Genomic DNA, 15510 nt, shown 5'->3' on the forward strand with positions numbered 1-15510 from the left:
TCGCCCGGAGGGGAGGCGCGGGGAGGGATCGAGCGGACACCGACCGGTGGAGGGACCCCGCCGGGACGACGGAGGCCGGTCGGCTCCGAGATGCTCTCGGGCCGACCGGCCTCTGTCGTCGGGCGCCTCTAGGAGGCGGCGGGAGCGGACGGCGACTCGACGGTGATCGAGCCGTCGATGATGCCCTCCTTGATGGTGTCGAGCTCGCCCTGGAGGTCGGCGGACACCTTCGACTCGAAGTCGTGGAACGGCGCGATGCCGACTCCGTCGTTCTCGAGCGTGCCGACGTACGGGGTCGCGTCGAACGCGTCCGCACCGGCGGAGCTGGTGACGTCGGACGTGCCGGCCTCGATCCCCTTGAGGATGGAGGTCAGGTACAGGTCGCCGCCGTCCGGGTAGGTCTCGTACAGGTCGGCGTCGACACCGACCATCGCGATCTCCTTGCCGGAGTCGCGGATCGCCTCGATGGCCGACTGGAAGATCGGTCCGCCCACGGGGAGGATGACGTCGGCGTTCTGGTCGATCAGCGACTGCGCGGCCGACTTGGCCTCGACACCGGCGGCGAAGCCTCCGGTGAAGGAGCCGGTCTGCGCAGCGACGTCCCAGCCGACGACCTTGACGTCGGTCCCCTTCTGCTCGTTGTGGTAGGCGACGCCGTCGGCGAAGCCGTCCATGAAGATGGTGACGGTCGGGAACTGCTGGCCACCGAAGGTGCCCACGACGCCGGTCTTCGAGTACGAGGCGGCCGCGTAGCCCGCGAGGAACGCGGACTGCGAGGTGTCGAAGGTGATCGGCTTGACGTTCGGCAGATCGATCGACGCGTCGTCGATGATGGCGAAGTCGATGTCGGTGTTCTCCTCCGCCGCAGCCGAGGTGGCCTCGGCCAGCGCGAAGCCGACGGTGATGATCAGGTTGCAGCCCTGGTCGACGAGGCTCGTGAGGTTCGGCGCGTAGTCGGTCTCGGACTCCGAGGTGACGGTCTTCGGCGTCACGCCGAGCTCCTCGGAGGCCTTCGTCAGGCCGTTGTAGCCGAGCTCGTTGAACGACTTGTCGTCGAACCCGCCCGCGTCGGAGACCATGCAGGGCAGGAAGTCGCCACCCGCGGCAGCGCTCGAGTCGCTCTCCTCGGGGGCGGAGGCGCAACCGGCGAGAAGCGCGGTGACGCCCAGAGCGGCGAGACCGCCGAACGCGGCCTTACGCGTGGTGATAGTCAAGATTCGTCCTCCAAGATTCGGCTTGCGCGCATGGGCGGCAGGCATCGATGGCCTCACGTTACCCACTGTGACAACTCCCTCAGTCGCCGCGGAGGTGCAACTCGGGAAGCGTTACACAGTGTTGATATTGGGGAGGAGGCGCGAGCGCCTCCTCCCCCGCGGTCGGCTTCGCGGGGTGGTGCGTTCCGCAGAGCGGGTTGCGTCGGGCTGGCGGGAATCGCTGGCACGCGATTACCGCTCGCGGCCCTCCTCCCGAGTTGGTGCGACTCAGCACGCCGGCGCGTCGCTGTGAGCTGCGCTTCGGGGCGGCGGGTGGTCTCCGCGCTGCGCGCGATCGAGGGTGGGTGGGTGCAGGGCTCCGCGCTGCGCGCGATCGAGGGGTGGGCGGGTGCAGGGCTCCGCGCTGCGCGCGATCGAGGGGTGGGCGGGTGCAGGGCTCCGCGCGGAGCGCGGTCGAGGGGTGGGCGGGTGCAGGGGTCCGCGCGGAGCGCGGTCGGGCTCGGAGGGGTGGCGGGAACGGCGAAGCGCGGCGCCTCCGAGGGGAGGGCCGCGCTTCGCGAGGGGGCTAGAGGACGTCGGTGCGGCCCGAGAGGCGGAGGGCGTCGACGACGCCCTTGACCTTCTGGGCGTTCTCGGTGGTGGTGACCAGGAGGGCGTCGGGGGTGTCGACGACGACGATGTCCTTCACGCCGATCAGGGCGATCAGGCGGTTGCCGCCGCTGACGACGATGCCGGTCGCGGAGTCGGCCAGGACGCGGACGTCCTCGCCGAGGATCGCCAGATCGGAGCGCAGGCCGCTCGCGTGCAGCTTCGCGATGGACGCGAAGTCGCCCACGTCGTCCCACGAGAAGTGACCCGGGATGACGGCGAGCTTGCCCTCGACAGCCGCCGGCTCGGCGACGGAGTAGTCGATGGCGATCTTCTCGAGACCCGGCCAGATGCGGTCGACGACCGCACCGCGCTCCGGGGTGTCCCAGGCCTCGGCGAGCTCGAGGAGGCCCGCGAGCAGCTTCGGCTTCGACCGGCCGAGCTCCTCGAGGAGGCGGTCGGCGCGGGCGATGAACATGCCCGCGTTCCAGAGGTACTGACCGCTCGCCACGTAGCCGCGCGCGGTCTCGGCGTCGGGCTTCTCGACGAAGGAGTCGACGGCGAGGGTGTGCGGTGCGCCCTCGATCCCGAGGTGGTCTCCGGTGCGGATGTAGCCGAACCCGACGGCGGGCTCGGTGGGCGTGATGCCGATGGTGGCGATGTAGCCGGCGTCGGCGGCGACGACCGCCTCCGCGACCGCGTCGAAGAAGAGGGGCTGACCGCTGATCACGTGATCGGCCGCGAAGGAGCCGATGATCACTCCGGGCTCGCGGCGCTCGAGGATCGCCGCGGCGAGGCCGATCGCGGCCGAGGAGTCGCGGGGCTCGCTCTCGAGGACGACGTTCAGGTCCTCCAGGTGCTCGAGCTGCTGCTCGACCGCGGCGCGGTGCGCCCGGCCCGTGACGACCATGATGCGGTCGGCGCCCGAGATCGGCGCGAGGCGGTCCCAGGTGTCGCGGAGGAGCGTCTGGCCGGAGCCGGTCAGATCGTGCAGGAACTTCGGGGCATCGGCCCGGGAGAGCGGCCACAGCCTCGAGCCGATCCCACCGGCGGGGATCACGCTGTAGAAGCGGTCGAGCGGGGCGCGGCCATCGGTCTCAGGTGGTGTCATGACCGCAGGATACAAGGGCGCCCGACAGCGTCCGCCGTTCACCCGGTCGCGCGCCGTCGTTCACACGGAGCCCGTAGCGTCCGGGGTGTGAGAGTCGCGGTCGTCACCGAGAGCTTCCTTCCGTCTTTGAACGGAGTGACCACGAGCGTCCTGCGGGTGCTCGACGAGTTCGCGGCCCGCGGCATCGAAGCGCTGGTGGTCTGTCCTGCCGCGGGAGCGCCCGCCTCCTACGCGGGGCACCGCGTCGTGGAGCACCCCGCGATCGCCTACCGCGACTTCCCCGTCGGCATCCCGACGCTCGCCCTCACCCGCGAGCTGGCCGACTTCGCGCCCGACGTGGTGCACGTCGCCTCGCCCTTCTTACTGGGGGCACGCGCCATCGCCTCCGCGAACCGGCTCGGCGTCCCGAGCGTCGCGATCTATCAGACGGATGTGGCGCGCTTCGCAGCCCGCTACGGCATCCGCGGGGCCCGCGCCCTGGCCTGGAAGGTGATCCGGCAGATCCACGCCGGCGCAGACCTGACCCTCGCCCCCTCGAGCAGCGCCCTCGACGACCTCGCCGCGGCCGGCATCGAGCGGACCGCCCTCTGGGGCCGCGGCGTGCAGAGCGACCGCTTCCACCCGCGGATGCGCTCCTCTCCCTACGCCCTCGATCTCCGGGCCACCCTCGCCGACGGTGACGCGCTGGTCGGCTACATCGGCCGCGTCTCGCCCGAGAAGCGGGTCGAGCGGCTCTCGTGCCTGACCTCGGTCCCGGGCGCCGAGATCGTGGTCGGCGGCTACGGCCCCTCCTCCGCTCGCGTCGCCTCGCGTCTCGGGCCGCAGGCGCGGATGCTCGGACGGCTCGACGGTGAACGACTGCCCGCCACCTTCGCCGCGCTCGACGTCTTCGTGCACACCGGCACAGAGGAGACCTTCGGCCAGACCGTGCAGGAGGCGCAGGCGTCGGGCACCGCGGTGGTCGCCCCGCACGCCGGCGGACCCACCGACCTCATCGAGCACGGTGTCGACGGTCTGCTCTACGCACCCGAGAGCGACTCCGACCTGCGCAAGCAGGTCGAGCGGCTGGTGCGCGACCCCGGGCTCCGCGCCCGGCTCGGCGAGGCCGGCCGCCGCCGCGTGCTCCACCGAACCTGGAGCGCGCTGACCGAGGAGCTGCTGCTGCACTACGAGACCGCGGGCGCCGCGTCCGCGGTGGCGCACCGCAGCTAAGGCTCGCCTTAGCCGCGGATGTCGGCGGCGATGCTTACAATCCAAGGGCGAGATTCTCGTCGCTCCCCCGCCCCGCCCGCGTCCTCGAGACGCGGATCAGGTCAGGCCGTCGGAGCGCACAACCAGGGAGGGTTGTCCGTGTCAGTTTCAGCTGCTCAGACCCTCGCACCCCGGAAGCAGGGAAAGATCCGGCGTCCGGCCGGCACCCTGTACCGCGGTCGCGAAGGCATGTGGTCGTGGGTGCTGCACCGCATCACCGGTGTCGCCATCTTCTTCTTCCTCCTCGTGCACGTCCTCGACTCGGCTCTCATCGCCGTGAGCCCCGAGGCGTACAACGCGGTCATCGGCACGTACAAGAACCCGATCATGGGTCTCGGCGAGACGGGCCTCGTGGGCGCGATCGCGTTCCACGCCCTGAACGGTCTGCGGATCATCCTGGTCGACTTCTGGAGCTGGGCGACCCGCAACCAGCGCCTGCTCTTCTGGGTCGTCATCGGCCTGTGGGTCGTGCTGATGCTCGGCTTCGCACCCCGCCACCTGATCAACGTCTTCAGCGAGTAGGTCCCCGTGAGCACCGTCGCAGCACCTCGTACCCCGCACACCCCGACCCGCTCCTCCGGCACCAACTGGGAGAAGTGGGGCTGGATCTACATGCGCGCCTCCGGCGTCGTGCTGATCGTCCTGATCTTCGGGCACCTGATCTTCAACCTCCTCCTCGGCGACGGCATCAAGGCCATCGACTTCGGCTTCGTGGGCGGCAAGCTCGCGAACCCGTTCTGGCAGTGGTGGGACGTCCTGATGCTGTGGCTCGCGCTGATCCACGGCGGCAACGGAATGCGGACGCTGGTCAACGACTACGCCACCTCGCCGTTGCTGGCCCGCGCCTTCAAGGGCGGCATCCTGGTCGCGGTGGTGTCGCTGATCGCCCTCGGCACCTGGGTCGTCTTCGCGTTCGACCCCTGCCCGCCCGGAGCGGATCCGGCGCTGCTGGCGTCGTTCTGCTCGGCGTGATCGACAGGCACCCGGCACTCTCCTCCCCCCGTCCTCCCTTCCCGCACATCGGAGCATCTCCCCAGTGAGCACACCAGGCCACACCCACGGCGGCGCCGACCAGAGCGCCTTCACGCAGACCGTCGGACCCGACGGAGTCCACTACCACCAGTTCGACGTCGTGATCGTCGGAGCAGGCGGTGCCGGCATGCGCGCGGCCATCGAGGCCGGTCCGAAGGCGAAGACCGCGGTCATCTCGAAGCTCTACCCGACGCGCTCCCACACGGGAGCGGCGCAGGGCGGCATGGCCGCCGCCCTCGCCAACGTCGAGGAGGACAGCTGGGAGTGGCACACCTTCGACACCGTCAAGGGCGGCGACTACCTCGTCGACCAGGACGCGGCCGAGATCCTCGCGAAGGAGGCCATCGACGCGGTCATCGACCTCGAGAACATGGGCCTGCCCTTCAACCGCACCGAGGACGGCAAGATCGACCAGCGCCGCTTCGGCGGCCACACCCGCGACCACGGCAAGGCGCCCGTCCGCCGGGCCTGCTACGCGGCCGACCGCACGGGCCACATGATCCTGCAGACGCTGTTCCAGAACTGCGTCCGCCTCGGCATCAACTTCTTCAACGAGTTCTACGTCCTCGACCTCGTGATGACGAAGGTCGACGGAGTCGACAAGCCGTCCGGCGTGGTCGCCTACGAGCTCGCGACCGGCGAGCTGCACGTGTTCCAGGCGAAGGCGATCATCTTCGCGACCGGCGGCTTCGGCAAGATCTACAAGACGACGTCGAACGCGCACACCCTCACGGGCGACGGCGTCGGCATCATCTGGCGCAAGGGCCTGCCGCTCGAGGACATGGAGTTCTTCCAGTTCCACCCGACCGGGCTCGCGGGCCTGGGCATCCTCCTCACCGAGGGAGCGCGAGGCGAGGGAGCGATCCTGCGGAACGCCTCCGGCGAGCGCTTCATGGAGCGCTACGCCCCCACCATCAAGGACCTGGCCCCCCGCGACATCGTCGCGCGCTGCATGGTGCAGGAGGTGGCGGAGGGGCGCGGTGCCGGCCCGCACAAGGACTACGTGCTGCTCGACTGCACGCACCTGGGTGCCGAGGTGCTCGAGACGAAGCTCCCCGACATCACCGAGTTCGCGCGGACCTACCTCGGCGTCGACCCGGTCGTCGAGCCGGTGCCCGTGATGCCGACCGCGCACTACGCGATGGGCGGAATCCCGACCAACGTGAAGGCCGAGGTCCTCTCGGACAACACCACGGTCGTCCCCGGCCTCTACGCCGCCGGCGAGTGCGCGTGCGTCTCGGTGCACGGCTCGAACCGCCTCGGCACCAACTCCCTGCTCGACATCAACGTCTTCGGCAAGCGCAGCGGCAACAACGCCGCCGACTACTCGCAGACCGTCGACTTCACTCCCCTGCCCGAGAACCCGGCCGGCGCGATCCGCGACATGCTCGCCTCGCTCCGGAACGCCACCGGCACCGAGCGGATCGCCGCGATCCGCAAGGAGCTGCAGGACGAGATGGACAAGAACGCGCAGGTGTTCCGCACCGACGAGTCGCTGGAGTCGGTCACCGACACGATCCAGCGCCTCCGCGACCGGTTCCGCAACATCTCGGTGCAGGACAAGGGCAAGCGCTTCAACACCGACCTCCTCGAGGCGGTCGAGCTGGGCTTCCTGCTCGATCTGGCCGAGGTCGTCGTCTACTCCGCTCGCAACCGCAAGGAGAGCCGTGGCGGTCACATGCGCGACGACTTCCCCAAGCGCGACGACGACGGATACATGCAGCACACGATGGCGTACCTCTCCGGTGACGCGCACTCCTCCGATGCGGGCGACCACATCCGCCTCGATTGGAAGCCCGTCGTGATCACCCGGTACCAGCCGATGGAGAGGAAGTACTAGCCATGTCGACCGCTACCCTCGAGCAGCCGCCCGCGGCCCCCGCCGCCCCGGAGGCGTTCACCGTCACGTTCATCATCCGCCGCTTCGACCCCGAGGTCGACGCCGAGCCGCGCTGGCAGGACTTCGACGTCGAGATGTTCTCGACCGACCGCGTCCTCGACGCCCTGCACCGCATCAAGTGGGACCAGGACGGGTCGCTGACCTTCCGCCGCTCGTGCGCGCACGGCATCTGCGGCTCGGACGCGATGCGGATCAACGGCCGCAACCGGCTCGCCTGCAAGACGCTGATCAAGGATCTCGACATCTCGCAGCCGATCTACATCGAGGCGATCAAGGGCCTGCCCCTCGAGAAGGACCTCGTCGTCGACATGGAGCCGTTCTTCGCGTCGTACCGCGAGGTGCAGCCGTTCCTGATAGCCAACACCGCGGCCCCCAAGGGCAAGGAGCGCGTGCAGTCGGTCGCCGACCGCGCCCGCTTCGACGACACCACCAAGTGCATCCTCTGCGCCGCGTGCACCTCGTCGTGCCCGGTCTTCTGGACGGACGGCCAGTACTTCGGCCCGGCCGCGATCGTGAACGCGCACCGCTTCATCTTCGACTCGCGCGACGACGCGGGCGGAGCGCGCCTCGACATCCTGAACGACAAGGAGGGCGTGTGGCGCTGCCGCACGACCTTCAACTGCACGGAGGCGTGCCCGCGCGGCATCCAGATCACGCAGGCGATCGCCGAGGTGAAGCAGGCCGTCATCCGCGGCCGCGCCTGACCACCTCCGGCTCGCAGAAGCAAGTCCGGCTCGTAGAAGCGCGTTCGGCTCGTCAGAATCCTCGGATTCGACGAGCCGAACGTCGTTTCACGAGCCGAAGGTCATCCGGAGTCGAGTCAGGCTCGCGGAGAGTCGTCCGGCCCGCGGGAATCGCGCGATTCAGCGAGCCGAACGGGGAACGACGAGCCGGAGATGGCCGACGGGGTTCCGCGAGCCACGAGCCGACGGAAGCGGTCCGCACGGCGCGGGTGGGCCTGCCCGCGGCCCTACCCTGGAGGCATGACCGACGCGGCACCCGACACCCCGCGCGGGATCCCGGCGCTGTTCGAGCGGGTCATGCGAACACGGCCGGTCCGGGTGTTCCTGCACTACTCCGAGACCGGCGGGCCGCTGTTCGCCTCGGGGCTGGCGTTCCAGGCGCTGTTCGCCGTCTTCGCCTCGCTCTTCGTGTTCTTCGCGGTCTTCGGATTCTGGGTCCGCGCCAACCCGGTCATCCGTGAGTCGCTGCTCGACCTGCTCACCCGCTCCGTCCCCGGCCTGATCGGGGAGGGGAAGGGCTCGCTGGTGTCGGTCGACACCCTGCTCGACTCGTCCATCCTCGGCTGGACCGGTGCGATCGCCGCAGCCGGACTCCTCGTCACCGCCCTGAACTTCCTCGGCAGCCTCCGTCAGGCGGTCCGGATCCTCTTCGCGCTGCCCGGGCCCACGACGCTCTTCATCCTGCTCAAGCTGAAGGACGCGGGGCTCGCTCTCGTCTTCGGCGCGGTGCTGATCGTGTCGGCCGCCCTCTCGGTGTTCTCCACGTCCCTCGTCGACATCGCCTACGACTTCCTCGGGATCGGCAGCGACTCGACGCTCGGCCGCGTTACGGGCAGCGTCGTCGGTCTGCTCATCATGCTCGCGCTCGACACCGCCACGCTCGCCGGCTCGTTCCGGATCCTCTCGGGCATCCCTATCCCGTGGAAGAACCTCTGGGTGGGATCGCTGATGGGCGGCGTCGCCCTCGGCGCGCTCAAGATCCTCGGGACGCAGCTGCTCGGCGGTGCCTCGCGGAATCCGCTGCTCGCCTCCGTCGCCGTGCTGATCGGTCTGCTGATCTGGTTCAACCTCGTCTGCCAGGTCGTCCTGATCGTCGCCTCCTGGATCTCGGTCGGCATGAGCGACGCGGGCATCGCGACCCGCAAGCTCACCGCGGAGGAACGGGAGCAGGAGCGCGAGGAGCAGCTGCGAGACGCCCGCCGCACTCTCGCGGAGTCCGAGCGCGAGCGCCTGCGGGCGGCCCTGCCGGACGCGTCCCTCCTCCGGCGCCGCAGGATCGACAAGCAGCTGGCCCGTCTCGACGAGGAGCTGGCCGAGCTCGACGCCTAGGGCCGGCACGACGTTCCGATGCTCGACTCCTGTCGGACATGTCCGTTTCTGTTGACATCCCACACGAACGGGTCTAAAAAGATGTAAACGCAGATTCGAGGTCGGCAACGACACCGCGGATCGCGAGCATCATCACGGCGAGACGACGGAGTCCACATGTACGCACCGGAGCGGCACCAGGCGATCCTGGACCGTGCGCGCTCGAACGGGCGGGTCGAGGTCCGCGACCTCGCGCAGTCCCTTGCGGTCACGCCCGAGACCATCCGCCGCGACCTCACCAGCCTCGAGAAGCGCGGCCTGCTGCGCCGCGCTCACGGCGGCGCGATCCCCGTCGAGCGACTGGGCATCGAGCCCGAGGTCGCCGCCCGCGAGGGCCACCTCGCCGCCGAGAAGGACCGCATCGCGACCGCCGCTCTGGCCGAGGTCCCCGATGGCGGATCGATCGCCATCGACGCCGGGACCACCACGGTCCGCCTCGCAGAGCTGCTCCCCCTGGACCGCCGGCTGACGGTCGTCACCCACTCCCTCCCCGTCGCGATGGCGCTCGTCGGCCGGCCCAACATCGATCTCCACCTCCTCGGCGGGCACCTGCGCGGAGTGACGCAGGCCGCAGTCGGTCCCTGGGTCTCCCAGGCGATCGCCTCCGTCTCGGTGGACGTCGCCTTCATCGGCACCAACGGCATCAGCCGGGAGCGCGGACTCACCACCCCCGATCTCGACGAGGCCGTCGTCAAGACCGCGATCATCGCCTCCGCGCGCCGCGTCGTGGTCCTCGCCGACCACTCGAAGTTCGGCCGCCAGGACTTCGGGCACGTCGCCCCGCTGTCCGCGGTCGACACGGTCATCACCGATGCGGACGTCGACGACGAGCTCGCCGACGACATCGAGTCCGCCGGCCCTGAGGTCGTCCGCGCATGATCGTCACCGTCACCGCCAACCCGAGCATCGACGTCACCCTCTCGACCAGCGGCTTCGAGCTCGGCGAGGTCAACCGAGCGCACGACGTCCGCCGCGATCCCGCGGGCAAGGGCGTCAACGTCGCCCGGGCCCTCGCCCGCAACGGAGTCGAGGCCACGGCGGTCTACCCGGCGGACGCCTCCACCGGGCTCGACCTCTCGACGATGCTCGAGGCGGCGGGAGTGGCGTCGGCCAGCACGCCGATCGCCCAGCCCATCCGCACCAACATCACCGTCGTCGACGACCGCACCGGCCGCACCACCAAGATCAACGAGCCCGGCCCGGCCGTGACCCCGGAGGAGGCGAAGGCCTTCTCGCAGCTGATCTGCGACCACGTGGTCGGCGCCCCCCGCTGGCTCGTCGCGTGCGGCAGCGTCCCTCCCGGACTCGGCGACGACTTCTACCCGGCCCTCGGCCGGCTCGCCCTGCACTTCGGCGTCCCTCTCGCCGTCGACACCTCGGGTGCCCCGCTGACCGCGATCATCGCGGCCGGCACCGCCACCCTGGTGAAGCCCAACCTCGAGGAGCTCGAAGAGCTCCTCGGCCGCTCCCTGCCGACGGTCGGAGACGTCGTCGCGGGAGCCCGTGCGCTGCTGAAGCTTCCGGACGCGCGAGCGCTCGTCAGCCTCGGCGAGCACGGCGCCCTCCTCGTCACGGCGGACTCGTCGTGGTGGGCGGGCGCCCCCGCCGTCGTGCCCCTCAGCACCGTCGGCGCCGGCGACAGCACCCTCGCGGGCTATCTCTCGGCGACCGACGCCACGGAGGCGGAGCGCCTCACGACCGCCGTCGCCTGGGGCACCGCCGCCGTCCAGCTCCCGGGCAGCGAAGCCCCGGGACCCGATTCCCTCCGCCTCGGCGACGTCACCGTCGTCGAGAACCCCGATTCACACCTCCCGATTGGAGAACTGAGCGCATGACTGCTCTCACCGAGGCGTCGACGGTCATCGTCGACCTCACCGCCGCCACGAAGGACGAGGCCACCGCGCAGCTCGCGAAGACGCTCGCAGACGCCGGCCGCGTCACCGATCTCGACGGCTTCCTCGCCGACGTCCGCGACCGCGAGGCCCAGATGGCCACCGGCATGCCCGGCGGCATCGGGATCCCCCACGCCCGCTCGTCGCACGTCGTCTCGCCCAGCGTCGCCGTCGGCATCGCGAAGCAGGGCGTCGACTTCGGCGCCCCCGACGGGCCCGCCGACCTGATCTTCCTGATCGCCGCTCCGGACGGCGCCGACCAGGCGCACCTCAAGATCCTCGCCCAGCTCGCCCGCAAGCTGATCCACGAGTCCTTCACCGGCTCCCTCCGCGCCGCCACCAGCGGCCAGGAGGTCGCGGACATCATCGCCCGAGAGGTCGTCGTCTCATGAGGATCGTCGCCGTCACCAGCTGCATCGCCGGCATCGCGCACACCTACATGGCGGCTGAGGCCCTCGAGCAGGCCGCCAAGAAGAAGGGCTACGAGATCCAGGTCGAGACCCAGGGCGCAGCAGGCTCCGACCCCATGTCCGACCGGACGATCGCCGACGCCGACGTCGTGATCCTCGCCGCCGACCTCGAGGTCCGCGGCAAGGAGCGCTTCGCCGGCAAGCCGACCCTCGAGGTCGGCACCTCGGAGGCTCTCGCCAAGGCCGCGGACGTCATCGACCGCGCCGTCGCGAAGGTGCAGGACGCGCCCGCCGCGGCCGTCTCCTCCGACGCACCGCGGTTCGTCGCCGTGACCAGCTGCATCGCCGGCATCGCTCACACCTACATGGCGGCGGAGGCGCTCGAGCAGGCCGCGAAGAAGCGCGGCTACCCGATCCACGTCGAGACGCAGGGGGCCGCGGGCTCCGAGGAGATGACCGCGGGCGACATCGCCGCCGCCGACGTCGTCATCCTCGCCGCCGACCTCGAGGTGCGCGGCAAGGACCGCTTCGCCGGCAAGCCGATCCTCCAGGTCGGCGTCGCCGAGGCGCTCGCCAAGCCCGACGAGGTGCTCGACCGCGCCCTCGCGCTGCGCTCCGCGAAGCCGGCCGCCGGCGCCCCCGCCCGCACGGCCGCGCCCGCGCCCGCCGCCGCCCCGAAGAAGGTCGGCGTCGGCACGCGCATCCGGCAGAACCTGATGACCGGCGTCTCGTACATGATCCCGTTCGTCGCCGCGGGCGGTCTGCTGATCGCCCTGTCGTTCCTCTTCGGCGGCTACCAGATCGTCGACTTCTCGGCGCAGCAGATCATCGACAACGGCTTCGACGCCTTCAACATCACCGACTGGGCCGGGGTGATGTTCCTGATCGGAGGCGCGACCTTCGCGTTCCTGGTCCCCGTGCTCTCGGGCTTCATCGCCTTCGGCATCGCCGACCGGCCCGGTATCGCGCCCGGCTTCCTCGGCGGCGCCGTCGCGGTCACCGTCGGCGCGGGCTTCCTCGGCGGCCTCGCCTCCGGCTTCATCGCGGGCTATGCGGCGCTCTACATCTCGCGGATCAAGCTGCCCGCGGCGTTCAAGTCGCTGATGCCCGTCGTGATCATCCCCCTGATCGCGACCTTCATCACCGGGTTCCTGATGTTCGTGGTGCTCGGCGCTCCGCTGCGCGCGCTGAGCGAGGGTCTCTCGGCCTGGCTGTCGGGACTCTCGGGCGGCAACCTCGTCATCCTCGGCATCATCCTCGGACTGATGATGGCGTTCGACATGGGCGGACCGGTCAACAAGGTGGCCTACGCCTTCGCGACCACCGGTCTCGCCTCCGTCCCGGCCGACGGCGACCCGAACTCGGTGCAGTTCAAGGTGATGGCGATCGTGATGGCGGCGGGCATGACGCCTCCGCTGGGCCTCGCCCTCGCGACCACCCTGCGCAAGCGCCTCTTCACCGATGCGGAGCGCCAGAACGGCAAGGCGGCGTACCTGCTCGGCGCGTCCTTCATCTCGGAGGGGGCCATCCCGTTCGCGGCGGTCGACCCGCTGCGCGTGATCCCCTCGGCCATGATCGGCTCGGCCGTGACGGGCGCGCTCGTCGCGCTGTTCGGCTCGACCCTCCGCGCCCCGCACGGCGGCGTCTGGGTGACCGGTCTGGTCGGCCAGCCGATTCTGTACCTGGTCGCGATCCTCGTCGGCATGGTGGTCACCGCGATCGCCGTGATCATCGCGAAGAGCATCAAGCGCGCTCCGATCGTCGCCGAGGTGCCGGAGCCCGCCGCGGCCCGCGCCGTAGCGGTCTGACGCTCCCCGACCGACCGTCCTGAGCGGTCCTGCCGGCGGTGCCACCGCTGTCGCCTCCCCTTCTCCGAGGGCGGCGGCGGCTCTGGCACCGCCGGCTTTTCCGTCCGCGGTCCGCGGCAGCCAGCGGCGCGTTCTCCTCAAGGTCGAGGCGAACCGGGAATTCGCGTGGCAGCGAATTCTCTTAGCCGGGCGCAACCCGCTCTGTGGAGCGCACCGCGTCGAGAAGCCGACCGCGCCGCGGCGGGCGAGGACCGCCGCGGAAGAGCAGCGCAGCTGCTCCAAATAGAATGACACGGTGACACAGCTCCGCATCGCCTCCGTCAACGTCAACGGCGTCCGCGCCGCCTTCCGCAAGGGCATGGGCGAGTGGCTCGCCTCGCGCGACGTCGACATCCTCGCCCTGCAGGAGGTCCGCGCCTCCACCGACGACGTCACCGGCCTGCTGGGCGACGAGTGGGCCGTCCTGCACGACGAGGCGACCGCGAAGGGCCGCGCCGGAGTCGCGCTCGCCTCGCGCAAGCGCGCCGCGATCCACCGCGTCTCCCTCGGGGCAGACGACTTCGACTCCGCGGGCCGCTGGCTCGAGGCCGACTACGAGGTCGGCGACCGCACGATCACCGTCGTCTCGACGTACGTGCACTCGGGCGGCGTCGGCACCGAGAAGCAGGTCGAGAAGTACAAGTTCCTCGACGCGATGAGGGCGCGACTGCCCGAGCTGCAGGCCCACAACCCGCTCGCCGTCGTGATGGGCGACCTCAACGTCGGCCACCGCACGCTCGACATCAAGAACTGGAAGGGCAACACGAAGAAGGCGGGCTTCCTCCCCGAGGAGCGCGCCTACTTCGACGAGTTCGTCGGCGCCGAGGGCGACGAGGACTACAACGCCGGTGCCGGCCTCGGCTGGGTCGACCTCGGCCGCCGCTTCGCCGGCGAGGTCCCCGGGCCGTACACCTGGTGGTCGCAGCGCGGGCAGGCCTTCGACACCGACACCGGATGGCGGATCGACTACCAGCTCGCCACTCCCGAGCTCGCGGCCCTCGCACGCACCTACGAGATCGACAGGGCCTCCGCCTGGGACACGCGATGGTCCGACCACGCCCCTGTCGTCGTCGACTACGACCTCTGATCCTCCCCTCCCCCGAACGACCGAAGACCGACCGAGGCCTCTCCATGACCAGCACCTCCCCCGCCAAGCCCGTCCTCTTCTCCGGCATGCAGCCGTCCTCCGGATCGCTGCACCTCGGCAACTACATCGGCGCGCTCACTCAGTGGGTCGCGATGCAGGAGGCGTTCGACGCCTACTTCTGCGTCGTCGACCTGCACGCCATCACCGTTCCGCAGGATCCGGAGCAGCTCCGCGAGCGCACTCGCGCGACCGCCGCGCAGTACATCGCGGCGGGCATCGACCCGGAGCGCTCGACCCTCTTCATCCAGTCGCACGTACCCGCGCACGCCGAGCTCGCCTGGGTGCTGAACACACTGACGGGCTTCGGCGAGGCCAGCCGGATGACCCAGTTCAAGGACAAGTCGGCGAAGCAGGGCACCGAGGCCGCCTCGGTCGGCCTCTTCACCTACCCGATCCTGATGGCGGCCGACATCCTGCTCTACCAGACGGCTGCGGTGCCGGTCGGCGAGGACCAGCGTCAGCACCTCGAGCTCACGCGCGACCTGGCCAACCGCTTCAACACCCGATTCGGCGACACCTTCACGATCCCCGAGCCGCACATCGTCCGCGAGACCGCGAAGATCTACGACCTGCAGAACCCGACCGCCAAGATGTCGAAGTCGGCGGAGTCGGACGCCGGCCTGCTCAGCGTGCTCGACGACCCGAAGGCGACCGCGAAGAAGATCATGCGGGCCGTCACCGACACGGAGTCGGAGGTGCGCTTCGACCGCGCCGAGAAGCCCGGCGTCTCGAACCTGCTCACCGTCTACTCCGTGCTGGCCGACCGCACCGTCGAGTCGCTCGAGCAGGAGTACGCGGGCCGCGGCTACGGCGACCTCAAGAAGGGGCTGGTCGAGGTGGTCGCCGCGACCTTCGACCCGATCCGCGCGCGCACCGCAGAGCTCCTGGCCGACCCGGCCGAGCTCGACCGGGTCCTCGCCCGCGCCGCCGACCGCGCCTCCGAGAGCGCGGAGCAGACGCTCGCCGTCGCCTACGAGCGCCTCGGATTCCTCCGCCGCGGCCGCTGA

14 protein-coding genes are annotated in these 15510 nt (G+C 70.4%); 12 read left to right on the forward strand and 2 right to left on the reverse strand.

The window, feature by feature from the left end:
• Positions 1-128 precede the first annotated feature (128 nt).
• Both GRS92_RS12360 and GRS92_RS12365 read right to left on the reverse strand, forming a co-directional pair.
• Positions 129-1214: a BMP family lipoprotein gene (locus GRS92_RS12360; protein WP_159856771.1), complete on the reverse strand. Its 1086-nt coding sequence runs from the start codon at positions 1212-1214 to the stop codon at positions 129-131.
• 565 nt (positions 1215-1779) lie between these two features.
• On the reverse strand, positions 1780-2913 hold the full coding sequence (locus tag GRS92_RS12365) for a mannose-1-phosphate guanylyltransferase (RefSeq protein ID WP_159856773.1): 1134 nt from the start codon (positions 2911-2913) through the stop codon (positions 1780-1782).
• 87 nt (positions 2914-3000) lie between these two features.
• Between GRS92_RS12365 and GRS92_RS12370 the strand changes: the two genes are divergently transcribed.
• From GRS92_RS12370 to trpS, 12 genes are all read left to right on the forward strand, one after another.
• On the forward strand, positions 3001-4125 hold the full coding sequence (locus GRS92_RS12370) for a glycosyltransferase family 4 protein (RefSeq protein ID WP_159856775.1): 1125 nt from the start codon (positions 3001-3003) through the stop codon (positions 4123-4125).
• Between the two features lie 138 nt (positions 4126-4263).
• A complete protein-coding gene (sdhC, locus tag GRS92_RS19050) occupies positions 4264-4686 on the forward strand; it encodes a succinate dehydrogenase, cytochrome b556 subunit (RefSeq protein WP_442966236.1) in 423 nt (140 codons plus the stop codon).
• Positions 4687-4692: 6 nt separating this feature from the next.
• Entirely contained in the window at positions 4693-5136 is a 444-nt protein-coding gene (locus GRS92_RS12380; protein WP_159856779.1) for a succinate dehydrogenase hydrophobic membrane anchor subunit, read from the forward strand.
• Between the two features lie 160 nt (positions 5137-5296).
• On the forward strand, positions 5297-7036 hold the full coding sequence (gene sdhA / locus GRS92_RS12385) for a succinate dehydrogenase flavoprotein subunit (protein WP_235022011.1): 1740 nt from the start codon (positions 5297-5299) through the stop codon (positions 7034-7036).
• 2 nt (positions 7037-7038) lie between these two features.
• Positions 7039-7800 (forward strand): succinate dehydrogenase iron-sulfur subunit, encoded by a 762-nt coding sequence (locus GRS92_RS12390; RefSeq protein WP_159856783.1) that lies wholly within the window; start codon positions 7039-7041, stop codon positions 7798-7800.
• Between the two features lie 279 nt (positions 7801-8079).
• Positions 8080-9168 (forward strand): YihY/virulence factor BrkB family protein, encoded by a 1089-nt coding sequence (locus GRS92_RS12395; RefSeq protein ID WP_159856785.1) that lies wholly within the window; start codon positions 8080-8082, stop codon positions 9166-9168.
• A gap of 156 nt (positions 9169-9324) precedes the next feature.
• Positions 9325-10086: a DeoR/GlpR family DNA-binding transcription regulator gene (locus GRS92_RS12400; protein WP_159856787.1), complete on the forward strand. Its 762-nt coding sequence runs from the start codon at positions 9325-9327 to the stop codon at positions 10084-10086.
• Positions 10083-11042, forward strand: a complete 960-nt coding sequence (locus tag GRS92_RS12405; RefSeq protein WP_159856789.1) for a 1-phosphofructokinase family hexose kinase — start codon at positions 10083-10085, stop codon at positions 11040-11042. The genes GRS92_RS12400 and GRS92_RS12405 overlap by 4 nt, the downstream gene beginning before the upstream one ends.
• Positions 11039-11491: a PTS sugar transporter subunit IIA gene (locus tag GRS92_RS12410; protein WP_159856791.1), complete on the forward strand. Its 453-nt coding sequence runs from the start codon at positions 11039-11041 to the stop codon at positions 11489-11491. Before GRS92_RS12405 ends, GRS92_RS12410 begins: the two co-directional genes overlap by 4 nt.
• On the forward strand, positions 11488-13317 hold the full coding sequence (locus tag GRS92_RS12415; protein WP_159856793.1) for a PTS fructose-like transporter subunit IIB: 1830 nt from the start codon (positions 11488-11490) through the stop codon (positions 13315-13317). Before GRS92_RS12410 ends, GRS92_RS12415 begins: the two co-directional genes overlap by 4 nt.
• A gap of 295 nt (positions 13318-13612) precedes the next feature.
• On the forward strand, positions 13613-14443 hold the full coding sequence (locus GRS92_RS12420) for an exodeoxyribonuclease III (protein ID WP_159856795.1): 831 nt from the start codon (positions 13613-13615) through the stop codon (positions 14441-14443).
• A 44-nt stretch (positions 14444-14487) separates the two neighbouring features.
• Positions 14488-15510: a tryptophan--tRNA ligase gene (trpS, locus tag GRS92_RS12425; RefSeq protein WP_159856797.1), complete on the forward strand. Its 1023-nt coding sequence runs from the start codon at positions 14488-14490 to the stop codon at positions 15508-15510.

Source organism: Rathayibacter sp. VKM Ac-2754 (assembly GCF_009807095.1).
In the GTDB taxonomy this organism is placed as follows: domain Bacteria; phylum Actinomycetota; class Actinomycetes; order Actinomycetales; family Microbacteriaceae; genus Rathayibacter.